This is a genomic window from Mediterranea sp. ET5 (assembly GCF_023337025.1).
GTDB lineage: Bacteria > Bacteroidota > Bacteroidia > Bacteroidales > Bacteroidaceae > Phocaeicola_A.
In genome coordinates this window covers 117,850-142,272 of record NZ_JAMBLN010000004.1, presented here as the reverse complement: position 1 = coordinate 142,272, position 24,423 = coordinate 117,850, and the positions used below count along the sequence as shown (strand labels likewise).

18 protein-coding genes are annotated in these 24,423 nt (G+C 56.2%); 11 read left to right on the top strand and 7 right to left on the bottom strand.

The genetic code is table 11. From position 1 onward, the window contains the following. The first annotated feature begins 9 nt into the window (after positions 1-9). From M3087_RS04290 to tatC, 7 genes are all read left to right on the top strand, one after another. Positions 10-1,320 carry a DUF58 domain-containing protein gene (locus M3087_RS04290; RefSeq protein ID WP_249093985.1) on the top strand — a complete coding sequence of 437 codons (1,311 nt, stop codon included), beginning with the start codon at positions 10-12 and terminating at the stop codon, positions 1,318-1,320. 209 nt (positions 1,321-1,529) lie between these two features. Further along, entirely contained in the window at positions 1,530-3,065 is a 1,536-nt protein-coding gene (locus M3087_RS04285) for a 4Fe-4S binding protein (protein ID WP_249093983.1), read from the top strand. Positions 3,066-3,097: 32 nt separating this feature from the next. Further along, on the top strand, positions 3,098-4,474 hold the full coding sequence (locus M3087_RS04280; RefSeq protein ID WP_249093981.1) for an aldo/keto reductase: 1,377 nt from the start codon (positions 3,098-3,100) through the stop codon (positions 4,472-4,474). Then, positions 4,471-4,899, top strand: coding sequence for a DUF1893 domain-containing protein (locus M3087_RS04275; protein WP_249093979.1), 429 nt, complete (start codon positions 4,471-4,473; stop codon positions 4,897-4,899). Before M3087_RS04280 ends, M3087_RS04275 begins: the two co-directional genes overlap by 4 nt. 14 nt (positions 4,900-4,913) lie before the next feature. After that, entirely contained in the window at positions 4,914-5,420 is a 507-nt protein-coding gene (locus M3087_RS04270; RefSeq protein ID WP_249093977.1) for an ECF transporter S component, read from the top strand. A gap of 45 nt (positions 5,421-5,465) precedes the next feature. After that, positions 5,466-5,675, top strand: coding sequence for a twin-arginine translocase TatA/TatE family subunit (locus tag M3087_RS04265; RefSeq protein ID WP_022384985.1), 210 nt, complete (start codon positions 5,466-5,468; stop codon positions 5,673-5,675). Next, positions 5,662-6,435: a twin-arginine translocase subunit TatC gene (gene tatC, locus M3087_RS04260; protein ID WP_249093975.1), complete on the top strand. Its 774-nt coding sequence runs from the start codon at positions 5,662-5,664 to the stop codon at positions 6,433-6,435. The genes M3087_RS04265 and tatC overlap by 14 nt, the downstream gene beginning before the upstream one ends. A gap of 114 nt (positions 6,436-6,549) precedes the next feature. Here the strand turns inward: tatC and M3087_RS04255 are convergent, their stop codons facing one another. Further along, positions 6,550-7,500 carry a DUF3089 domain-containing protein gene (locus M3087_RS04255; protein WP_249093973.1) on the bottom strand — a complete coding sequence of 317 codons (951 nt, stop codon included), beginning with the start codon at positions 7,498-7,500 and terminating at the stop codon, positions 6,550-6,552. 212 nt (positions 7,501-7,712) lie between these two features. On the opposite strand from M3087_RS04255, the gene M3087_RS04250 reads away from it, so the two are divergent. Continuing rightward, a complete protein-coding gene (locus M3087_RS04250) occupies positions 7,713-8,933 on the top strand; it encodes a M16 family metallopeptidase (protein ID WP_022384982.1) in 1,221 nt (406 codons plus the stop codon). A 90-nt stretch (positions 8,934-9,023) separates the two neighbouring features. On the opposite strand, the gene M3087_RS04245 is transcribed toward M3087_RS04250, so the two are convergent. The 5 genes from M3087_RS04245 to M3087_RS04225 all read right to left on the bottom strand — a co-directional run bounded on the left by M3087_RS04245 (position 9,024) and on the right by M3087_RS04225 (position 15,768). Beyond that, positions 9,024-9,446 (bottom strand): DoxX family protein, encoded by a 423-nt coding sequence (locus M3087_RS04245; RefSeq protein WP_022384981.1) that lies wholly within the window; start codon positions 9,444-9,446, stop codon positions 9,024-9,026. A gap of 160 nt (positions 9,447-9,606) precedes the next feature. Then, entirely contained in the window at positions 9,607-10,122 is a 516-nt protein-coding gene (locus M3087_RS04240) for a hypothetical protein (RefSeq protein ID WP_022384980.1), read from the bottom strand. Between the two features lie 40 nt (positions 10,123-10,162). After that, positions 10,163-11,059 carry an alpha/beta hydrolase gene (locus tag M3087_RS04235; protein ID WP_022384979.1) on the bottom strand — a complete coding sequence of 299 codons (897 nt, stop codon included), beginning with the start codon at positions 11,057-11,059 and terminating at the stop codon, positions 10,163-10,165. 20 nt (positions 11,060-11,079) lie between these two features. Then, entirely contained in the window at positions 11,080-12,471 is a 1,392-nt protein-coding gene (locus tag M3087_RS04230; RefSeq protein ID WP_022384978.1) for a SusD/RagB family nutrient-binding outer membrane lipoprotein, read from the bottom strand. Positions 12,472-12,483: 12 nt separating this feature from the next. Beyond that, the gene (locus M3087_RS04225) at positions 12,484-15,768 is read right to left on the bottom strand and encodes a SusC/RagA family TonB-linked outer membrane protein (protein WP_410796842.1); all 3,285 of its coding nucleotides are present in this window, start codon (positions 15,766-15,768) and stop codon (positions 12,484-12,486) included. Between the two features lie 220 nt (positions 15,769-15,988). Here M3087_RS04225 and M3087_RS04220 point away from each other — a divergent pair, with 220 nt between their 5' ends. Beyond that, positions 15,989-16,822, top strand: coding sequence for an alpha/beta hydrolase (locus M3087_RS04220; RefSeq protein WP_249093969.1), 834 nt, complete (start codon positions 15,989-15,991; stop codon positions 16,820-16,822). Positions 16,823-17,054: 232 nt separating this feature from the next. Here M3087_RS04220 and mutS read toward each other — a convergent pair whose 3' ends face one another. Further along, positions 17,055-19,673, bottom strand: a complete 2,619-nt coding sequence (mutS, locus tag M3087_RS04215; protein WP_106483906.1) for a DNA mismatch repair protein MutS — start codon at positions 19,671-19,673, stop codon at positions 17,055-17,057. Between the two features lie 349 nt (positions 19,674-20,022). On the opposite strand from mutS, the gene M3087_RS04210 reads away from it, so the two are divergent. Next, positions 20,023-20,538, top strand: coding sequence for a helix-turn-helix domain-containing protein (locus M3087_RS04210; RefSeq protein ID WP_249093967.1), 516 nt, complete (start codon positions 20,023-20,025; stop codon positions 20,536-20,538). Between the two features lie 110 nt (positions 20,539-20,648). Then, the gene (locus M3087_RS04205) at positions 20,649-24,347 is read left to right on the top strand and encodes a cell surface protein (protein ID WP_249093964.1); all 3,699 of its coding nucleotides are present in this window, start codon (positions 20,649-20,651) and stop codon (positions 24,345-24,347) included. Positions 24,348-24,423: the final 76 nt, after the last annotated feature.

Here is a 24,423-nt window from a genome sequence, read left to right as displayed (position 1 = left end):
CTTCCGCCCATGTTTCTGACCCGTAGGTTCTATCTCGTGGCACTCGCCGTCGTCCTGCTGCTGGGCAGCGGCTACTGGGCTGCTCCTCTGTTCGGTGCGGGGCAGGCAGCCTTGTGCCTGTGGGTGGCGGCGACGCTGCTCGATGCCGGACTCCTCTACGTTGGGGGCGGCAGGCTGACGGGAGAGCGGCACTGCGCCGAACGCTTCTCCAACGGCGACGAGAACCCCGTGACACTGGAGCTGGCGAGCACCTACCGGCAGACGCTGCGCCTGACTGTCATCGACGAGATTCCCGCCATCTTCCAGCGGCGCGACCTCTCGTTCACCCTGACGTTGCCTCCCCGCGGCAGCCGTTCGCTGACCTACACGCTGCACCCCGTGCGCCGCGGCATCTACGGGTTCGGTCACATCCGCCTCTTCGCCCGTACCCGGCTGGGGCTCGTCGAGCGGCGGTTCACCACCGGACGGCCCGTCGACGTGAAGGTCTACCCCTCGTACCTGCTGCTGCGGCAATATGAGTTGCAGGCCATCCACAACCGCCTGGTCGAGCAGGGACAGAAGCGCATCCGCCGCGTGGGGCACCAGACGGAGTTCGAACACATCCGCGAGTACGTCCCCGGCAACGACTACCGCACCATCAACTGGAAAGCCACCGCCCGCCGCCACCAGCTCATGGTGAACATCTACCGCGACGAACGTTCGCAACAGGTCTACAGCCTCATCGACAAGGGGCGCGTGATGCAGCAGGCCTTCGGCGGAATGATGCTCCTCGACTATGCCATCAATGCCGCCCTGGTGCTGTCCTACGTGGCAGTCCGCCGGGAGGACAAGGCGGGGCTGGTCACCTTCGACCACCGTTTCGACACCTTCGTCCCGGCATCCCGTCAGGAGGGACAGATGACCCTCCTCGCCGACTCCCTCTTCAAGGAGAGCACGTCGTTCCGGGAGACCGACTATTCCGCCCTCTGCGCCCACCTGGACAAGCGGGTGACCAAGCGCAGCCTCGCCATCCTCTACACCAACTTCATGACCCTCGTCGAGGTACGCCGCCAGCTGCCCTACCTGCAGAACCTTGCACGCCGTCACTGCCTGCTCGTGGTCTTCTTCGAGGACGACGAGGTGAAGGCGTATGCCACCTCGCCTGCCCGGACGACCGAGGACTACTACCGGCACGTCATCGCCGACAAGTTCGTCTACGAGAAGCGGCAGATTGTCGCCCTGCTCCGTCAGCACGGCATCACCGCCCTCCTCACCTCCCCCTCCCGCCTCACTGTCGACGTGGTCAACAAGTACATCGAGCTGAAGCGGCGCGGCATCTGAGCCGGCTGACGCTCCCCGTCGGTCCCTTCCGCAGTAACAGACTCTCCTGTTTTCACCTCCCGAACCGGGAAATCGTCACATTTCCGTGCTTTGGGTGGCAGAATCTGTAATTCGGGTACTTCCAGCGTACGATTTTTACCTAACTTTGCCACACTACGTGATACGGTCCCCGACCGACTAACCCTTATCCTTTTAAACGAGTATCCATTATGTTACGCAAACTCAGACTAACGCTTGCCGTCGTCTTCTTCGTCTGCATCACCCTGCTTTTCCTCGACTTCACGGGGACGGTGCATGCGTGGTTCGGCTGGATGGCACGGATGCAGTTCCTGCCCGCCGTGCTGGCAATGAATGTGGGCGTGGTGCTTGCCCTGCTCCTGCTGACCCTGGTCTGCGGACGGGTCTACTGTTCGGTCATCTGCCCGCTGGGCGTGATGCAGGACATTGCCGGGTGGCTGGGCGGACGCACGAAGAAACGCCGCCGCCGCTTCACCTACTCACCCGAGAAACGCTGGTTACGCCTTGGCGTACTGGCACTGTTCGTCATCGCCCTACTGGCAGGAGTCGGCTCGTTCGTGGCGTTGCTGGCTCCCTACAGCGCCTTCGGACGCATCGCCCAAAACCTCTTCGCCCCCTTCTATGCGTGGGGCAACAATGTCTTGGCTTATCTGGCGGAACGCGCCGACAGCTACGCCTTCTATAAGACGGGTGTCTGGCTGAAGAGCCTCCCCACCTTCCTCATCGCTCTGGCAACGCTCGTCATCCTCTTCATCCTTGCCTGGCGGAACGGACGCACCTATTGCAACACCCTCTGCCCTGTAGGGACCGTGTTGGGCTACGTCGCCCGCTTCTCCTGGTTCAAGCCGGTCATGGACACCGGCAAGTGCAACGCCTGCGGACTCTGCTCCCGTTCCTGCAAGGCATCGTGCATAGACTTCAAGAATCACCGCATCGACTACACCCGCTGCGTGGCATGCATGGACTGCCTGGACGTCTGTCGTCAGGGCGCCATCACCTACGGCCACAAGCCGGCACCCCTCCGTGCCCCTCTCCGGACGGAGACCTTGCAGGCGGCTGAAGCCCCCGCCCCTGCCGGAACGGCGGAAGGCACCCGGACGACCTTCTCCCGGCGCTCTTTCCTCTCCGCCGCCGGACTTGCCGTCGGCTCGGCAGCCCTGGCACAGGAGATGAAGGTGGACGGAGGCTTTGCCACCATCATCGACAAGCAGGTCCCCCACCGTGCTACCCCCATCGTGCCCCCGGGCGCACTCAGCGCGGCCAACTTTGCCCAGCACTGTACGGCGTGCCTGCTCTGTGTCTCGGTCTGCCCGAACGAGGTGCTCCGTCCCTCGACCGACCTGATGAAGCTCATGCAGCCCGAGATGAGCTACGAGCGCGGCTACTGCCGTCCCGAGTGTACGAAGTGTGCCGACGTCTGTCCCGCAGGAGCCATCCACCCCATCACCACCGCCGACAAGTCCGCCACGCAAATCGGTCATGCCGTGTGGATACGCAAGAACTGCATCCCCCTCACCGACGGTCAGGAGTGCGGCAACTGTGCCCGTCACTGTCCCACCGGAGCCATCACCATGGTGCCCTCCGAGCCTTCGCGGCCCGATTCGCGCCGGATTCCCGTGGTCGACACCGAGCGTTGCATCGGCTGCGGCGCCTGTGAGAACCTCTGTCCCGCCCGTCCCTTCAGTGCCATCTATGTGGAAGGACACGTGCGCCACCGGACCGTCTAGCATGCAACATCAACCCTCAACCCATTAAGAACATGAACGAAAAAGATATGTCCCGCCGCGACTTCCTGAAGATTGTCGGCATCAGCACCGCCACCGCCACTGCGGCGACCCTGGCAGGATGCGGACCGAAAGGCGCGGGAAACAACGAAACAGGTGCCGGCACCGTGCCCGTGGGCAAGATGGACTACCGCACCAACCCCAAGACAGGCGAGCGCGTGTCCCTCCTCGGCTACGGCTGCATGCGCTGGCCCACCCTGCCTGCCCCGGAGAAGGGGGGCAACGTTATCGACCAGGACGCCGTGAACGAACTGATTGACTACGCCATGGCACACGGCGTGAACTACTATGACACCTCCCCCGTCTACGTACAGGGATGGTCCGAACGTTCCACCGGACTCGCTCTCAAGCGGCATCCGCGGGACAAGTTCTTCGTTGCCACCAAGCTGTCGAACTTCTCCAACTACACCCGTGAGAACTCCATCGCCATGTACCGACGGTCGTTCGAGGAGCTTCAGGTCGACTACATCGACTACTACCTCCTCCATTCCATCGGGAACGGAGGCATCGAGACCTTCCGCAAGCGCTACATTGAGAACGGGATGATAGACTACCTCATGGAGGAGCGCAAGGCAGGACGCATCCGCAACCTGGGCTTCTCCTTCCACGGCACGAAGGACGTGTTCGACGAGGTGCTCGCCATGCACGACCGGGTACACTGGGACTTCGTGCAGATACAGCTCAACTACCTCGACTGGCGCTATGCCTCGGGCAACAATGTCAACGCCGACTACCTCTATGCCGAGCTGGAGAAACGGCACATCCCCGCCGTCATCATGGAACCGCTTCTCGGCGGACGCCTCTCCAAGGTGCCCGAACACATCGTGGCTCGCCTCAAACAGCGCCTTCCTGAGCTGAGCGTCGCCTCCTGGGCGTTCCGTTTTGCCGGGACACCGGCAGGCGTACTGACTGTCCTGAGCGGCATGACCTACCTGGAGCACCTGCAGGACAACCTGAAGACCTACTCTCCGCTGAAGCCCGTGACCGCAGAGGAGCACGAGTTCCTCCAGCAGACGGCCGACCTGATGAAGCAGTACCCGACCATCCCGTGCAACGACTGCAAGTACTGCATGCCCTGTCCCTACGGAATAGACATCCCCGGCGTACTGGTACACTACAACAAGTGCGTCAACGAGGGTAACCTGTCCACGACGTCCGGAGACCCCGATTACCGCCGTGCCCGCCGAGCCTTCCTTGTGGGCTATGACCGCAGCGTGCCCCGTCTGCGTCAGGCTAGCCACTGCATCGGCTGCCGTCAGTGTGTCGAACACTGTCCGCAGGCAATCGACATCCCTGCCGAGCTGCATCGCATCGATGATTATGTGGAACGCCTCAAACAGAACACCCTATGACGCCCCTTGACACCCTCGTGAGACGCCTCCATGAAGGCGGCTGCACCCTCGTCGTGGCACAAGGCGACGACGTCCGCCTCTTCACACGTCGGGGAGTGGCGGACCTGATGGACCTGACCGACAACGACCCCGCCTTCCTGCACGGCGCACTCGTGGCAGACAAGGTGGTGGGCAAGGGCGCCGCGGCACTCCTCGTCAAGGGAGGCGTGGCGGCACTGCACACCGACCTGATTTCCCGTCCCGCCCTCGACCTGCTCAGCCGGGCAGGCATCGACGTGACGTATGACACCCTCACCGACCACATCGTGAACCGTGACGGGACGGACTGGTGCCCTGTCGAACGACTTTGCCGTCCGCTGGACAACATCGACGAGATGGTCGACGCCATTCGCGCGTTCATTCACCGGAAACAAACGACTTTTTAAACCGAAAGAAACTTATGGAAACAACAAACGTACGACTCTACTCGCTGCCCTGTGACAGCATCAAGACCTATGTAGCCGTCCTGCTCTTCGTGGCAGGCAACATCGCTCTGCCCCAACTCTTCCACCTCGTCCCCCAAGGTGGCGTGACGTGGCTTCCCATCTACTTCTTCACCCTGGTTGGTGCATACAAGTTCGGCTGGCGCGTCGGACTGCTCACGGCGGTTCTCTCCCCACTCGTCAATTCGTGGATCTTCGGCATGCCTCCTGTGGCTGCCCTGCCCGCCATCCTGCTGAAGTCCTGCCTGCTGGCCCTCCTCGCCGGAGGAACCGCTCACCGCTTTGCCCGTGTCAGCTTCCCTCTCCTTCTGGGTGTGGTGCTGGGCTACCAGGTGCTGGGCACCCTGGGCGAATGGGCGTTGAAGGGCGACCTTTTCCTTGCCCTGCAAGACTTCCGCATCGGGCTTCCCGGCATGGTGCTGCAAGTCGTGGGCGGCTACCTGTGTGTGAAATACATCCGTTGAGAATCTGAAGCCGATACATTATTCATTCTTTAAAATCGAAAAACCATGTTTGGAATAGGAACTCCCGAACTCATATTCATCATCCTCATCGTGCTGCTGCTCTTCGGTGGCAAGAAAATCCCCGAACTCATGAAAGGGCTGGGCAAAGGCGTCCGCAGCTTCAAGGACGGCATGAACGGACTGGACCCCGATGCTCCGTCCGAGAAGAAAACCGACAAACCCACCCCGGAAGAGCCGAAACATGACGGACAATAACTCCGCGATGACCTTCTGGGACCATCTCGACGTGCTGCGCGGCTCCCTCCTGCGCATGGCGGTGGTGACGGTGGCATGTGCCGTCGTCGCCTTCGCCTTCAAGGATGCCGTGTTTGCCGCCATTCTGGCACCGAAGCACGATGACTTTATCCTCTACCGTCTGCTGGCTGGCGTGAACAGCTGGCTGGCAGATGGTTCACCGTCGTCGTTCCACGTCGAGCTCATCAATACGGGGCTGGCGGAGCAATTCAAGATTCACGTCAAAACCTCGCTCTACGTCGGTCTCATGGCTGCTTCTCCCTATTGTCTCTACGAGCTGTTCCGCTTCGTCTCCCCCGGGCTTTACCCGAAGGAACGTCGTTACGGGGTGCGTGCCGTGGTGTCCGGTTACGTCATGTTCCTGCTCGGCGTGGCGCTGTGCTACTTTCTCATCTTTCCCCTGACGTTCCGTTTCCTCGGTACCTATCAGGTCAGTCCCGACGTGGAGAACCTCATCACCCTGCAATCCTACATGGACACGCTGCTTGTCATGTGTTTCCTCCTGGGCATCCTCTTTGAGCTGCCCATCGTGTGCTGGGTGCTCGGCAAGTTGGGCATCCTCCGTCGGACGTTCATGCGCCGTTACCGCAAGCATGCTGTGGTAGTCATCCTCGTGGTGTCCGCCATCATCACTCCCACATCCGACATCTTCACCCTCTGCATCGTCGCTCTCCCTATCTGCCTCCTCTACGAGGTGAGTACTTTCCTGGTGAAAGATTGATTCCCCACAACCGTTCATACATACATCCCCCGAACACATTTCGTATGGGGACTCATTGTCATGCGTGGGTGTGGGGAAACAATTTGTAAAGCGTTACATCAGGTTCCGGTTTACCTACCGGCGGTAGTAGCTGCGCACGCGCTGTTCCACGTTGCGGCGGAGGCAGTCGGCGTAGAACGTGAGTTCCTGGAGATGGTAGTTGCCTACGGGGAACATGGAGCCGAGTGACGGCAGGTAGTATTGTTGTGGGTTGAAGCCCTCGACGAGCAGTACGTGCTGTTTCGTGTCCACACGGACGGTGACGGTGTCGTTGAGATAGGCAGGACTGCCGTCCGTCTTCCAGTTCACGGGATTGATGCACAGGGAGCCTTCTCCCAGGACGGGACAGACCGCTTTAGGGCTTGCCACGGAATTGTAGCAGACGGTGACGCCCGTGTCGATGGAATCGCGTGCCGCCTGGATGGTCTTGAAGTAGCTCGCCGTACGTTCGCTCACGTTGTAGCCGATGACGTAGGCTGCCACCATGCGGCTGTGTACGTCGGCTGGCATGTCCTTGAGCAGTTCGACCACCGCCTTGGCACCTTGGCTGAAGCCTGCCAGGATGAACGGACGACCTCCGTTGTCGTGTTCAAGGTAGTGGTCAAAGGCACGTTTGACGTCGCTCATGGCATAGGGGAACCGTTTTTCGACAGTGTCCTCCCCTTCCATCCACGATTCCAATGTAATCTGGCGGTAGTAGGGAGCATAGAAGTTGTTCGTCGGGGCAAATATGTCAGCTGCCAGTTCCAGTGACGGACGCAGTGCCTCGCGCTGGTCGGCGTTGTAGACGTCTTCAAAGTGCATCGTGTTTCCCTGGCTGTCGTGCCAGTCCCACACGCACGTGGGAGCGATGTAGAACACGTCGGCTGTGGAGTTGTTGTCCCCCTGCGGAGCATTCAGCTCCTTGTACCAGGCGTTTTCTTCGCCATAGTCAGGTGCCGACGGCATCAGGTAGTGCGCGGTCTTGTCCGAGCACCCCATGCACACTAAGATGACAGTGAGCAGGATGTGAGAGAGCTGTTTCATAAGTGTTTCTTCACTATTCGCCTGCAAAGGTAGTCATATCTTTCGGAAAGTGCAAACAAAAGTTATCGAATCTAAAGAAAAAGTATGCGATCAGGATTGCTCCTTGTGGTGGGAACACTTGTCCGGCGGTCAAGATTTGCCGGACCTCCGTTGCCCGTTGTCGGCGGAAGCGTTACCTTTGCAGGCTGAAACCTGATCCGAACGAAAAGAGCATGGAACTGAATCAACATACTTTGCCCAACGGACTGCGCATCATTCAGGCACCATCGGCTACCCCCGTGGCATACGGAGGCTTTACCATTGATGCCGGGACGCGCGACGAGGCGGATAACGAACAGGGCATGGCGCACTTCGTGGAGCACCTCATCTTCAAAGGGACGGAGAAGCGTCGTGCCTGGCACATCCTGAACCGGATGGAGCGCGTCGGGGGAGACCTCAACGCCTTCACGAACAAGGAGGAGACAACCATCTATACGGCTTTCCTCGCCGACGACTTTGCCCGGGCAGCAGAGCTGCTTGCCGACATCACCTTCCACAGTGTCTTCCCGTCTCAGGAAATCGGACGCGAGGTAGAGGTCATTCTCGACGAGATACAGAGCTACGAGGACAGTCCGTCGGAGCTGATATTCGACGACTTCGAGGAGCTGCTCTTCCACGGACATCCGCTGGGGCGCAACATTCTGGGTGACCCGGTCCGCTTGCGTGGTTTCGGTTCAGCCGACGCGCTGGGATGGACACGCCGCTTCTACACGCCTTCCAACATGGTGTTCTTCCTGCGTGGCAATGTGGACTTCCGTCGGGTGGTGCGTACGCTGGAGAAGCTGACGGGAGACCGGGAGCCGGGCACGCCCAACCGACGTACCCTTCCGCTACCTCCCTACGAACCTGCTTCACAGACGCTGCGGCGCGACACCCACCAGGCACACGTCATGCTGGGCAGACGGAGTTACGACGCACACAGCAACCGACGCACGGGACTGTACCTGCTCAACAACATCCTGGGAGGACCGGGCATGAACAGCAGGCTGAACGTGGCGTTGCGCGAGCGTCGCGGACTGGTCTACAACGTGGAGAGCAACCTGACGTCGTACACCGACACGGGGGTGATGAGCATCTACTTCGGTTGTGACCCTGCTGACGTGGGTACCTGCCTGGAGCTGGTCTATAAGGAACTGGCACGCCTGCGCAACGTCCGGTTGACGGACGCCCGGCTGTCAGCAGCCAAGAAGCAGATCATCGGACAGATTGCCGTGGCGAGCGACAACTTCGAGAACCTGGCACTCGACATGGGGAAGACGTTCCTCCACTACGGGCGTTACGAGGACAGTGCCGAGCTGTATGCCCGCATCGAGGCACTCACTTCGTCCGAGCTGCTAGACATAGCCAACGAGATGTTTGACGAGTCGACGCTGTCGACCCTCATTTATACATAGGACTGAACAACACAAAGAGGGAAGAACGGAACATGGCCCCAGAGGCATGTATGTTCCGTTCTTCCCTCTTTTCCGTCTGACAGGGACGGTTCAGTCGAGCACGCTACCCCGTGTGAGGGCATAACGTCCGCCTCCGGTGAGGCAGAGTGCACCGGCTCCGAGCAGGTAGAGCATGGGCAGTTCGACAGTCCATCCTCCCGTCATGGGGTCGACCGCAAAGAATTGCGGCAGGTGTACCATGAGGATGGCAACCACCATGTTGCCGGCAAAGACGACGGCAGCGAGGCGTGTCCACAGTCCGATGATGAGCATCAGCGATGCCACGACTTCGCCCAGAAGGGCACCGTAGGCAATGAAGGAAGGCAGCCCCATCCCGGCGAGCATGTCGCCGATGAAGCCCACCCCGTGAGTCAGTTTATGTACACCGTGGAAGAGCATCAGCCCGCCCATTGTCAGGCGCAGCACGAGCAGTCCGAGGTCGTTGCAGCGCAGGAAGTCTTTGTTCAGTTTCATACGTATTTCTCCTTTTATTAACTTGTTACGGCTGCAAAGATAAGCTACGGACAGGAATGTGTGCATTGATGAAGGTCAAGAAATGAAACTCAAACCGGCCATTAGACCGCTTAAGTCTGATGACCGGTTAGGGGTTTATGCGTAGTTCTTCGAATGTTGTTTACTTGAAGACCAGCTCTGTGTTCTCGAACACACGGATGATGTCTTCGCGTGTATCAGCTTCAGAGATGGCTTCCTCGAAAGCTTCGGTGTCCGGCTCGAAGCAGACGACGTTGGCACAGTCGAGCACGTGTGAGAGGATTTGTGTGGCTTCTTCCTTGCTGAGCAGCCCTTTCTTGACGGCTTTCTTCAGGTGTTTGTTTACCTTTTGCACGGCATTGTAGATGACGGGCTTGTTGAACTGTACGTTGGTTGAAGCAAAGCCGATGCTCTGTTCGCTCACCAAGGTATAGTTTTTCAGGAAGGTGTTCCATTTGCCTTCTACGGGTTGTCCCAGGTAGTGGCTCTGTGCGTAGTCTACCTGTGCTTCGGGGATGTTGCCATAGACGGTGAACGAGAAGTGGGAACCGGCAGCGGTCTCCACCTTGTCGGGGTCATTGGGGCCGCAGGTGTTGGCTGCGTTCATACTCAGGGCGATGCCCCATGTCAGGCTGAGGAATACGATGAATGTTTTCATTGTTGTGTGGTTTTAGTGATTGTTTGATGAGGATGTTTTTTTATCGGATAAAGGAGGATGCCTCCCCGAAGGAAAGTGAGACGAAGGTCATCACGTCGGGAAGGGCGGACTGCCAGTAGAGCCAGTTGTGTGCTCCGTCACGCATTCGGTACTGGAAGGGAATCTGCTTCTCGCGTAGCAGCATGTAGAGAGCGAGGTTGCCTTCATAAAGGTAGTCGTCATCACCGCAGTCGATGTACCAGCGTACGCGGGAGATGGCTGACAGCTGTTCCGGAGTGGCGTTGCGGATAAGGTCGAGCGGAGCGTTCTCCGGTTGCATGGCGGACGTTGCCCAGGCACGTACCTGCGGATACTTGTCCATCCAGCCGCTGTCGTTGTTGCTGCGGGTGGGGAACGTGACGAGTGCACTCAGCGGACAGGCGGCAGCAAACAGTTCGGGATGACGCAGGGCGTAGACCAGCGTTCCTCCTCCGCCCATCGACAGTCCGGAAATGGCACGGTGCATGGCATCGGGCAGGATGCGGTAATGGCTTTCCATGTAGGGAATCAGTTCCTGAAAGAAATAATCCTCGTAGGGCCATCCTTCCCGGTTGAAGTAGCCCGGACCGTCGGTGCCGGCATCGGGCATGATGATGACCATTGGACAGGCCCGCCCTTCGGCAATGACCCGGTTGGCGATGGCCTCGACGTTGCCGCGCTCGACCCACCCCTTGGTGTTCGTGTTGCCCAGTCCGTGGAGCAGGTAGAGCACCGGATAGCGGCGCAGGGTATCGGTCTCATAGCCTTCGGGGAGGTAGACGGAATAGTTGCGGTCACCCTGCATGAGGGTGCTCGGCATGGTGAGGTTGTAGACCCGTCCGCCTTCCGAGGGAATCTCCTGCGCCCGTAAGAGAGCGCAGGAGCCTAACATGAAAAGTATAACAAACAGAAGCCTCATAGTCTTGTCTCCTTTCTTTATCAGCGTTGCCAGAATAGTTTGATGTCATAGTCGTCGCCGCCCATGTGTTCCACGGCAGCCTGATAGCCCTTCATGTTCGAGCGTTGGAGCGAGGCAGGGTAGAGCAGGCGATGGGGAATCTCATTGCCGTCGGGTACACCGTCGCCGCGCGGGATGGCGGGAAGTCCTGTCCGCATGTATTCAAACCACTGCTGCTGGTCGCAGAAGAAGAGGGCGTAGTATTTCTGGAGCATGATGCGTTCGAGAGTGCCGTCGTAGGCAGCGGCAGGGTTGTCGAGGTATCCGGCGGGCATCTCCACGCCCCATTGTTCGATGGCAGCCTGCACGCCGCGATTGTAGGCAGGTCCGGCTTCTGACGAAGCGATGATGCCGCGTTGGGCAGCCTCGGCACGGATGAACTCCACTTCGGCATACGACATCAGGTTGATTTTCATCGGTGCGGTAGCAATGGCGACGTTGAGGCCCGACACGTCGTAGTCGGGAGCTGTCTCATAGCCGCTCGGGACACCTACATATTCGCCCGCTTCAGTCGGGGTGGTGAAGAGTGCCACACGCGGGTCGCCCCAGGCATTGAGGTTGTCGACAAAGAACTGTGTGGCGCTGCGTGCGATGTAGAAGTCCTGCGGACGGGTCACGGGGCCTTCCTGCGGGAAAGTGCCGCTGATGGAGAGCAGTGCACCGTCGTCGTTCGACTCGAAGACAGGATACATGTCCGGGTTCTCCAGAATGCTCTTCAGCTGGTCAGTCTCTCCGGCACGGAGCAGGACACGTAGCAGCAGAGAGTTGTTGAACTTGTGCCACTTTGCCACGTCAGAGCCATAGAGCAGCTCGCCCGAGGTGTTGTAGGTCAGTGCCGTGCTTTCGTCGTAGAGGTCGTTTGCTTCTTTCAGCCCCTCGATGATGGCGGTGTAGATGCTGCGCTGGTCGTCAAAGGCAGGCTGTGTGATGCCCTCTTCGGCACGACATGCTTCGGAGTAGGGAACATCGCCGAATGTGTCGACGAGCATCTGCATCACCCATCCTTGAAGCGTGAGTGCGATGGCACGGTAGTTGGGCACGTTGTAGACGGCAGCCTGCTTCTCGATTTCCTTGATGTTCGAGAGGCACGTATAGTAATTGCTCCACACGCCCGTTCCGGCGCTTTCGGTGAAGTAGTAGCGGCTGTATCCGCCCGAGCTGCTTGATGAGGAGTATTGCATCAGTTCACCGGTGAAGCTGTTGTAACGTTGCCAGTTGTAGATGGCCATGTCGTAGAGCACGGGGTCGAGCATGGTGCCCGGATTGACCGTTTCCAGCAGGTCCGGGTTCTTGTTGATGGCGTCGAAGTCGCTGCACGCAGTGAGTACACCGGCTGAAGCCATGCAGGAGAGTATCAGGGTTTTCAGTTTCATGAGCGTAAGCGTTTAAAATTCCACGTTGATGTTGAATCCATAGCTGCGTGTGGAGGGCAGCTGTCCCATCTCGACGCCTTGCACGATGCTGGAGCCGTTGAGGGCTGCCACTTCGGGGTCGAAAGCAGGGAAGTTACTCAGGATAAAGAGATTTCTTCCATAGAGGGCGAGGACTGCCTTCTTGAAGGGGGTCTTGGCGAGGAACGATTGCGGGAGGGCATACTCGAAGCGCATTTCGCGGAGCTTCAGGAAGGAGGTGTCGAAGGTATTCTCCTCGACATTGGCACGGCGGTAGTAGGTGTAGTACCAGCGTTCGGTGGTTACGGGGATATCGTTGGGACGATAGGTACCGTCGCCGTTGTCAATGACTCCGTCGCCAATCATGTAGACACCGCCGATGGCAGGCAGTCCGGCAGCAGCCAGGCGCGGGTCGTCACCGGCGATGTAGTAGTGTGTGCCGGGCAGACGTCCGTTGAGGGTATGTTCCAGCTTGCCCAGTTCGGTGAGCTTGTGGTGGGTCTGTGAGTAAGCCATGCCCTTCCACTGTCCGTCGATGAGGAAGCTCAGCTTGAAGTTCTTGTAGCGGAACTCGTTGTAGAAGCCGCCTTTCCACTTCGGGGTGGCAGTGCCGACGTATTCGATTTCGGTGGATTGTACAGGCAGGCCGTTGGCGGGGTCGATGAGCACGTCCCCATTCTCGTTGCGCACGGTCTTGCAGCCCCAGATATCACCTACGCTGCCGCCCACTTTGCCTACGAGGTAGGCTGCACCCACCTGCGAGATGATCTGGTAGTCGTCACTGCCCTCGGCAAGTTCGAGGATGCGGTTCTTGTTCTTCGACCAGGTGATGGTGGTGTTCCACGTGAAATCACGGGTTTTGACCGGAGTTGCATTGAAGGTGACCTCCACGCCGCGGTTGCGTACTTTGCCGGCATTGATGATGGCACTGGTGTAGCCGCTGGAGGCGTCAAGCGGTGAGCTGATAATCTGGTTTTTCGTCACGTTCTGGTAGTAGGTGAGGTCGATTCCGATGCGGTTGTCAAACATGCGGAAGTCCGTACCCACCTCAAAGCTGGTCGAGATTTCAGGTTTGAAGTCGGTGTTGTAGAGCGTTGTCGGGTTAACGGCTGAGCCGGGGAAGTTGCTCGTCTCATAATACTTCATCGTGCTGTACGGGTCGGTGTCGTTGCCCACTTGTGCCCAGGAGGCACGCAGCTTGAAGAAGCTGATCTGTTCGGGCAGCGTGAAGATATCCGTCATGCTGGCACTTGCCGACACGGATGGGTAGAAGAACGAGCGGTTGTCTTTCGGGAGGGTCGACGACCAGTCGTTACGTCCCGTCACGTCGAGGAAGAGGAGGTTCTTCCAGTTGAAGTTTGCCGAGAAGTAGACACTGTTGATAGCCTTGCGGATACGCTCTGAAGTGACGAAGGGGCTTGACACGCCGTTGGACAGCTTGTAGATGCCCGGAGTGACAAGTCCCGTCACCGATGCACCCAGGTAGGAGTAGTTGCGGCGCATCAGGTTACCGCCCACGGAAGCATTGATGGAGAGCCCGTTGGCATAGGAGTCGTGGTAGGTCAGCAGGACGTCGCTGTTGATTTCATAGTCAGTCACCTTCTCCTGTTTGTAGTAGCCGTCGGCAAACACGATGTCGCTGATAGGGCGGCGCTGTCCGCGTTCGTCGGCGTACATCTGAATGCCCGAGCGGACCATGAGGTCGAACTTGGGCGAGAGCGTCAGGTTGGCGGTAAGGCTATTGATGAATTCGTCCTTCTTTGAGGAGTTGGTCGACTCGTAGAGGATGACGTAGGGGTTGGCCAGATAGGTGGTGAAGGGCATCAGCTGACGCAGGTTCTCCTGTCCGCTGTACCAGCGCGGCTTGAACCAGTCGAGGTCGATGTTGGCATTCTGGAAGATGAGCCAGTAGGAGATGGAGTTGCTGTTGTAGCCCAGTCCCGGCGTATTGTCAATCTTGCGGTGGGTATAGCTGGAGCGCAGGTTGATGCTCAGATTGCGTGAGATTTGCGTACGTGCACTTACGGAAGCCACGGTACGGTTGAAACCCGTGTTGGGAAGAATCCATTTGTTGTCGGTGTAGGTCACGGATGCACGGACGGAGTTGCCGTTGCCCCAGTTGTTGCTCACGGCGACACTGTTGGTCGAGGTCACGCCCGTCTGGAATAGTCCCGTACGGTTGTCCTTGTAGGGGACCCACGGAGTGGGGTTCGCACCCATGGCTTGCGTTTCGGGGTCGTATTGGTAGAATGATTTGTTCGGGTCGAAGCGCGGACCGAAGTCGGCAACGGAGATGTGTCCCGTGTCACTCATGCCGTTGAGCTGTCCGCCCGACTGGTAGTAGAGGTAGTAAAGCTCGTTGTCCTTGTTGAAGGCGGGGTATCCCTGTCCGAACTCATACTGGTAGTTGGGGAAGTTCATCGCCTGTTCGAAGCTGGTGTTCGAGTTGAACGACACGCCCAGTCCTTTGGAAGCGGAGTTGGCAGTTTTCGTAGTAATCATGATGACACCGTTGGCGGCACGTGAGCCATAGAGGGCAGTGGCACTGGTGCCCTTCAGCACCTGGATGCTCTCGATGTCGTCGACGTTGAGGTCGGAGAATCCCGTACCGAAGTCGACCGGAAGCTCGGTGTTGGCTCCTGCACCGTAGGCGAAGCCCGAGTTGGTGATGGTGTTGCTCAGTGGCACGCCGTCTACTACGATGAGGGCGTTGTTTCCATTCTGGTTCAGTGACACGTCGCCACGCAGGTTGATGCGCGACGTTCCGACAGGTCCGCCCGGAGTGACGATGTTCAGTCCGGCAACCTTGCCGCTCAGGCTCGATGTCCAGCTGGCAGGCATGGCGCTGCTCAGCATGTCGTTGTCCACTTTGGTGGTGGAGAAGCCCAGTCCCTTCTCCTCGCGCTTGATGCCGAGGGCGGTCACGACCACTTCGTTGAGTTCTTGCGACTCTTCTTCAAGGGTGACATTCAGAGTTTGTTCGCCTTTCCAGCGGATGGTGCGGGTGATGAAACCGACGTACTGGAATTTGATGACCGCCTGCTTGGTTCCGGCAGGCAGTGACAGCTTGTAGTTGCCGTCGATGTCGGTGATGGTGCCTTTGTTCTCTTGTCCTTCGATGGCGATGGTGGCACCGATGAGAGGTTCGTGTGCTGCGTCGGTCACTTTGCCGGTCAGTACGCTCTGTGCGTAGGTCCCGGTAGCGATGAATAACACGATGAACAGACACAGAAGCCTTTGGAGCGTGCCCGACAGCACAACTGTTCCGTTGCGATGCATTCGCTGACTTCTTTTCATTTTCATGAGTAGGTTGGGTTTGTTTATAAGAGGTGTTAAATGGATGCCGCAAAGGAAGTATGTCGGTGTGACAGGCTTATATCAAGTGGATTACATGGAGGCATCAAAATTGTTACATGTTGTGCAACAGATATTTCAGCGTCTGTTTCCTTCTCCACTTCATCTTTGCTACATTTGCAGGCAAACAGACAACGAACGATTTATGATGAGACTCAAAAGCATGGTTGCCGCTCTGGTGATGGTCCTCTGCGGCGTCGTAGCGTCGGCACAGACCGACTCTACCTTCTTTGTGAAAGGTTCCATGGGGCGGTTGGCTGCCCACTTGCAGCTGCCTGCATTGTCCCAGGGAGAAAAGTGTCACGTGGTGGTGATTTGCCACGGATTCACGGGTAACATGGAGGAACCGCTCCATCGGGCACTGGCAGCCCGTCTGCTGGAGGAAGGCTTCGGGGTGATGCGCTTCGATTTCAATGCTCACGGACGGAGCGAAGGCAAGTTTGAGGAGATGACCGTCCTCAACGAAATCGACGATGCGATGGCGGTCATTGCCTGTGTGCGCAAGCTCCCGCAGACCGACGGCATCTCTCTCCTCGGGCATTCCCAGGGAGGTGTCGTCGCAGCCATGACTGCCGGACGGTTGGGAAGCCGTGTCGTGCAGAGGCTGGTGATGATGGCTCCTGCCGCCGTCCTGCGCGACGATGCCTTGCGTGGCAATACGATGGGCGCCATGTACGACCCGTGGCATGCCCCGGAATATGTGCAGCTACCGTCGGGTGTCAGACTCGGACGTGCCTATATCCAAACAGCCATCAGTCTGCCTGTCTATGAGACGGCGGCACGCTATGACGGTCCTGCCCTCGTCATCCACGGTATGGACGACCGTGTGGTGCCTTACACCTACGGCGAACGTTTCCAACGCGAGATGACTTTTTGTACCCTCAACCTCATTCCCGGCGAGAATCATGGTTTCGGTGCAAACCTCTCCTACGCCGTTTCATTGGCGGTCGACTGGCTGAAGGCTCCTATGTCCCGTTGAACAAGTCCGATTTGCTTGGTTAGGTAATAGAATACTAAAATGAGAAGCTTATGTTAATGCTTAGTATGGTATACACGATTGCACTGATTGTTGCAGGAATCTTTGCCATTTGGATTCACACCAAACGTGGTAAGAAGTGGCTGAAAGACTTATAAAACAGAGGCACAAAGATACGGAGAATATGAACCGAAGTCATCATTCCGTGTCTTTGTGCCTCTGACTTGATATCCCATCACCTCCCCTTCAGTATCTTCTTGATGTCGTTGAGCTTGTTGAGCGCTTCGAGCGGCGTGAGGTTGTTCACGTCGAGGTGGAGCAGCTCGTCGCGTATCTGGCTCAGCACCGGGTCGTCGAGCTGGAAGAAGCTCAGCTGTACGCCTGACGGGGCGGTCTCTACCTTCGGCACTGTGCTGTGGGCGATGCCCTGCTGACGGTTGTCGCGCTCCAGCTGCTTGAGGATCTCGTTGGCACGGTGGACGATGCTCTTGGGCATGCCCGCCATCTTTGCCACGTGGATACCGAAGGAGTGCTCGCTGCCGCCACGCTCCAGCTTGCGCAGGAAAATCACCTTGTTGCCCACTTCCTTCACCGAGACGTTGTAGTTCTTGATGCGTGGGAAGGTCTTCTCCATCTCGTTCAGCTCGTGGTAGTGCGTGGCGAAGAGGGTCCGTGCCTTTGCCTTCGGATGTTCGTGGATGTACTCCACGATGGCCCAGGCAATGGAGATGCCGTCGTAGGTCGACGTGCCTCGTCCCAGCTCGTCGAAGAGCACCAGACTCCGTGGCGACAGGTTGTTCAGGATGTTCGATGCCTCGTTCATCTCCACCATGAAGGTCGACTCGCCCACCGAGATGTTGTCGCTCGCACCGACACGGGTGAATACCTTGTCGACCAGACCGATGCGGGCACTGTCCGCCGGGACGAAGCAGCCTATCTGTGCCAGGATGGTGATGAGTGCCGTCTGTCGCAGCAGGGCGGACTTACCCGCCATGTTCGGACCGGTGATGATGATAATCTGCTGGCTCTGTGAGTCGAGCAGCACATCGTTTGCCACGTAGTTCTCCCCTACGGGCATCTGCCGTTCGATGACCGGGTGACGTCCCTGGCGGATGTCGATGACGTCGCTCTCGTCGATGACCGGACGCACGTAGTGATTCGCTGCCGCCACGTTGGCGAACGAGAGGAGGCAGTCGAGCCGGGCAATCTGGTTGGCGTTCACCTGGATGGTCGGGATGTATTCCGTCAGTGCCGACACGAGGTCGGTGTAGAGCTTGTTCTCCAGGATGAGTATCTTGTCCTCCGCTCCCAGTATCTTCTCTTCATATTCCTTCAGCTCCTGCGTGATGTACCGCTCGGCGTTGGCAAGGGTCTGCTTGCGTATCCACTCGGCGGGTACCTTGTCCTTGTGTGCATTGCGCACCTCGATGTAGTAGCCGAAGACATTGTTGTAGCCGATTTTCAGGCTGGGGATGCCCGTCTCCTCGCTTTCGCGCTGCTGGATTTGCACCAGGTAGTCCTTGCCCGAGAAGGCGATGTGGCGCAGGTCGTCCAGCTCCTGGTTCACCCCGTCGGCGATGACGCCTCCTTTGTTGAGCAGGACGGGCGGGTCGGGATTGATTTCCCGGGCGATGCGGTCGCGCATCACCTCGCAGACGTTGAGCTGTTCGCCGATGCGGCGCAGGCTGTCGTTCTTCGCCTTCTCACAGGCACGCTTCACCGGCTCGATGGCTTGCAGTGCCGTGCGCAGCTGCACCAGTTCGCGTGGGTTCACCCGTCCGACTGCCACCTTCGAGATGATGCGTTCCAGGTCGCCCACCAGGCGAAGCTGTTCCTCGACCAGCTGTTTGAACTCCGGTTCGCGGAAGAAGTAGTCCACCACGTCGAGCCGTTCGTCTATGGCCTTCTTGCTCGTCAGCGGGAAGACCACCCAACGCTTCAGCATGCGTGCCCCCATCGGCGAGAGGGTCTGGTCGATGACGTCGAGCAGGCTTGTGCCTCCCTCGTTCATGCAACTCACCAGCTCCAGGCTGCGCACGGTGAACTTGTCGAGCCGCACGTAGCGTTCCTCCTCGATGCGTGCCAGCGAGGTGATGTGGCCGATTTGCGTATGCTGCGTCATTTCGAGGTATTGCAGGATGGCGCCCGAGGCGATGATGCCCATCTTCAGGTGCTCCACGCCGAAGCCCTTGAGGTTCTTTGTCTCGAAGTGCTTGAGGAGCTTCTGCAGGGCGGTCTGCTCGGTGAACACCCAGTCGTCCAGCTCGAAGGTGACGAACTTCGACCCGAAGTTGCCTTCAAACATCGGACGGCGTCCGCGCTCGAAGAGTACCTCCTTGGGAGCAAAGTTGCCCAGCAGCTTGTCCACGTAGTCGGTTGTCCCTTCGGCGGTGAGGAACTCCCCCGTGGAGATGTCGAGGAAGGACACCCCGCACGCCTGCTTGCCGAAGTGCACGGCGGCGAGGAAGTTGTTCTCCTTGTAGTTGAGTACGTTGTCGTTGATGGACACACCCGGGGTCACCAGTTCGGTGATGCCGCGCTTCACCAGTTTCTTGGCGAGCTTGGGGTCTTCGAGCTGGTCGCAGATGGCCACGCGCTTTCCGGCGCGTATGAGCTTGGGCAGGTAGGTATCGAGCGCATGGTGGGGGAATCCCGCCATCTCGACCACTTTCGACTGTCCGCCATTGGCACGTTTGGTGAGGGTGATGCCCAGTATCTCGGAGGCGATGATGGCATCCTCCGAATAGGTTTCATAGAAGTCGCCGCAACGGAACAGCAGGACGGCATCGGGATGCTGTGCCTTGAACTCGAAGTACTGTTTCATCATCGGCGTAAGAACCACGTCGTTTGCCATGTATAGTATCTGTTTTTAGCGCAAAGATACACGACAATCGACAATTGGCAATTGACAACCGGCAATTCTTTCGCGAAGCCCCGTTGTGTCCTGTTGCCTGTCACGGGTAATGATTCCCGGTCTGCCGTTCCCTCCCCCACCGTTCATTGACAAATTTCGTCCGTGTGCCCACACGGAGTAATAGTAATATATTATGTATATATAATAATTATGTAATATCTATCTTTTATCCTGATTAATGATTTTTCCAACTTCTTAAAAACTTTGATGTTATAGGTTTTATTTCTTAGGAAAAATGTTGTCGGATGTTAGCAGATGCTATACATTTGCTGCCATAAAATTTTATCTTATGTCACGGCTAAAAATGAGTGCAGAAACGACGGTTGACTCTTCCAGAGTGGAGGTTCCCTCCTTCCCCGAAAGCATCCCGGAAGGCAAAGGGGGTGAAGTATGCCGTAAAATGCTCCATTACTTGAACCAGAAGCGCGTTTATCTGGACCGTAACCTGTCATTGGCAAAGTTCAGTTCAATAGTGGGTACGAATACTACCTATCTGTCAAACGCCGTCAATCAAATCTTCGGATGTAACCTTAAATCACTCCTCAACTGGTACCGGGTGCAGTATGCCAAGCGGATGTTGACGTGTTACACGTACAAGCTCAAGGACATCCCCTTCATCTGCGGATTTTCGTCGAAGAGCACCTTCTACGTCGCCTTCCGCAAATATGAGGGTATCACGCCTTACCAGTATGTCCTGGAGCGTCGCCCCGACAGATTGGAGGAGTTGGAAGAAGTGTCCGACGGACGGACCTCGAAGAGCACAGCACAGCCGGGACTCCCATCCTCACAGTACGCTCACACCTGACTCCGACAATCCGGGCAACCGGCAATTCCCTCAGCCGGTAGCAACCACGAATAAGTAAGAATGAGAACTAAATTAATTGTTAAATCTTTAAATTTAAAGTTTTAGTTATTATGAACAAAAAGTTTATGAATGCACTCCTGTTCAGCGCAGCCTTGCTCTCAGCAGGGGTGGTTACGTCATGTAAAGACTACGATGACGACATTGATGAGCTTCGCGAGCTGATCAACCAAAACGCGACTCTCGGTGAGACTTTACAGACGCAACTGAACACATTGCAGTCAGCCGCACAAGCTGCTCAGACCGCCGCAGACAATGCTGCTGCCGAGGCTAAAGCTGCCGCTGCTGCTGCAGACGAAGCTAAGGCACAGGCTGCTGCTGCACAATCGGCTGCAGAACAGGCTAAGGCTGATGCCATCGCTGCTGCCGCTGCTGACTTGGAAGCTTACAAGGCAGAAGTGACAGAGCTTCTGGGCGCAAAGGCTGATGCTACGGCATTGGATGAACTGGATTCCAGACTGGCTCAGGAACTGGCTGATCTCGCTGGAAAGATCGAAGGTATCGAAAGCGGATTGGCTGACGAAATCACCAACAACCTGGATCTCCGCATCACCAGCAACACCAACGAAATCAACAACATCAAGGACCTCTTGGCTACCTTGACTGCCGGTGCTACTGACTTGGAGGTACAAAAAGCAACGTTGGAGAACTATGCTGCACTGTTGTCTGAGAATGGTTTGCAGGCTGACATCACTGAAGTTAGCGGCCGTATCGATAACGCTGTGGCTGAAATCAACACGTTGAAGAGCAAAGTTGAGGCTAACACAACTGACCTGAATGCTGCCAAAGCTGACATCAACACGTTGAAGAACGATGTTGCCGGCATCCGCTCAGACATCACTGAAATCAACGGTGACTTGGCTCAGCTTCACATCCTGGTTGCTGCCCGTCTGAACAGCATCACGTTTGCTCCCAATGCATTCGTTGACGGTGTAGAGGCTATCGTATTCAACTCACTCGAATATGGTGATATGAGCAAGTTCGATGAGAAATATGACCTTCTCGACGAATACAAGGATGTTGAAACCATCACGTATGAAAATCCGGATGGTACAACGACAGAAGTGAAAGTTGACATGAGCGGTAACAACGGTATGCACGCAGACTTCATGCCGGCTCAATATTCTACCGCTGCCCTCGCTACTGCAAGCTATCACTTCAATCCTTCCAGCTTCAACCTCGACAACGCTGACTATCAATATATCGACCGTCAGGTAGAAGTGATCACTACCCGCTCGAACGTAGCCGCTACGAACTTGCTTCAGATTGAAGGCACTCCCGTGGCTAACGTAGAAAAGGGTACGGTTGACTTCCAGCTCCGTCGTCTTGACACTCCGAACACCAGCGATGGCAATGCGCTCGACAAGGTGAACACGGTTGCCCTGCAAGCTACTTTGAAGGGTGATGCTGTTGACGAAGGCGAAAGCAACGTAGTCATCACTTCTCCGTATGTTCGTGTATATGACGATGTAGTTGACCAGAGAGAACTCTTCATCGCTGACAAGGAGTCTCTGGAAACTGTAGGTGACAAGGCTCACTTCGCTTCTGTTGTAACTATGGCTCAGGCTGAACCGGTTCGTTACGAAATGATTTATGACAAGGAATTCAACTTGAAAGAGCTGATTGCTACTTGTCTGAACAAGGAAGACGATGATGCTGACCTCCACAACGCATTGGACATCGAGGCTTACAAGTTGAGCTATCGTTTCGCTGTTGCTGAAACTGAATACAAGGTAACTACCGGTTCTACGACTACCAACCAGCAGACTGTCGTTCAATGTAAGGATGCTGAAAACGGTATCTTCGTTATCACTGACGGCTTCGGTCGTGAAAGCATCGGCCGTACCCCGATTCTCCGCGTAGAATTGGTTGACGAGGCTGGTCGCGTTGTTCGTCGTGGTTTCGTGAAAGTACAGGTTGTTGCTGAAAAGGCTGATAATTATACTGCTGGTATTGTTAAAGACCTGATCTTAGGATGTGAAAACGATGAAACAACCTTCGAACTTGATGAGGAATGGATGCGTGAAAACGTTTACCGTCAGATTGAGTCTTCTAGAGGTGATGTTTCCTTGAGCCACGAAGAATTCTGGAACATGTATGAATTCGATAAGACTATTGGTGGTCAAGTAACGAAAGACGGTGAACCTTGGTATGGTGAAATGCCTACTGTAAAAGATGGTAGCGCAACTGCCGGTGTAGCAACTAAGAAAGTTGTTTGGACTCTTCAACATGACCAAGTTGGTCCTATTGGTGACGGTGCCGTATTCATCGGTTCTGTAACTTTGAAGAACAAACTTGCCGCTTCTGAATTCCCCGAATATATCACATTGACCATGACTGTAAATGTGACATTGCCGGTTTTGAATCCTGAATTCACCATCAATAAGGTTTACTGGAACGAGACTCAGACTGCATTCGTATCGAATGTAAATCGTCCTGCCAGCGAAACCGACTATGCTAGCAACTGTCAGTTCCAGACCAAACTTTCTGATGCATTTGCAACTGTGAAGTTCGACGAGAAACTGCCTGAGTGCCACGCTGAATACTTCCGCTTGGCTGGTATCTACAACGGTGAGAAGAAGATGACCACCGGTGGTGTTGAAATCGAAGGCAACACGGCTGCTGACCAAATCATCACGCTTAAGAAGGACAACGAAGCCATCAAGGCAGCCCTCAACAGCGAAGATGGTTTGAATGCAATTGTTGAATACGTAGTTCAATTTGATAACGGTGACGTTGTAGTTGCTAACACCTTCAACGTTGAGTTCGTAACTCCGGTTAGCTTGAACATGCCTGAAGGCAAGACCGTAATGGATGCCAAGACGGGTGGTGACGTGGTTGACTTCGGCGGTTACCAGATGTTGACCGACTGGAGAGGTTACACCATCACTGCTCCTGAAACTACTACTGAACTCGTTCAATGGGGCTTCTGGAAACACAACCGCAGCGCTCACAAGACTATTGTAATCCCGGGTTGGGTAAAAACCATCAAGCCTGCTTACTGGGATATCAAGTTGAAGGATGTTGAAATCCTCTCTGGTGAAAAGGTTTATGGCGGTAGCGTTAAGGTTACTTACAATTGGATTCTGACAAACGGTGTCATCTATCGTGGTGAGAAGACTGTTGAAAAGACCTACGAAGTTAGTGGATATGATAGCGAAGCTGCTGTACAACAAGCTTTGAATGCATTGGTAACCGAAGGTATGTATTCTACAAGACCTGAAGGTGAATTTGGTCTGGAATATCAATTCGCTGGTCACGTTGCTGATGCTTACAACTACACAGATGAAATTGTAGCTACTATTACAACTGTGAAAGCTATTGAGTCTATCAAGTACTATCCGGCAATCACGAAGTCTTACGCTCCTAAGGTCATTGTAGAAAAGGCTCACACAGCTGTGAAACCGAACTACGAAGGCAAGGCTGGTGATATCGTAGGCTGCTGGCAGTGGATCGCCAAGGAAAATACTCAGGTAGTAACCTCTTACGGTGCATACTGGGACTTCTACGGTGTATTCGGCGACTTGAAGCTTGATACTGCAAACGCAACTACCGACCTCGACTACAATGGTGGCAAACTTCCGTCAACTGTAACATTGACTCAAGTAGGCAACACCGTTAAGTACGAGAACGTAGGTACTCCGGTTGGTTACAGCTATAAGATCAACATCCCGGCTTCTATCGAATACGGATGGGGTGTAGCTGAAACTACTTTGACTATCACAGTCAATCCCGCAGGTGCTGGTGAATAAGTTCTGAACTTATTCTGACTATTCATACGAAGGGCGATTCCCGCAAGGGGGTCGCCCTTTGTTCGATTTGTCAAAA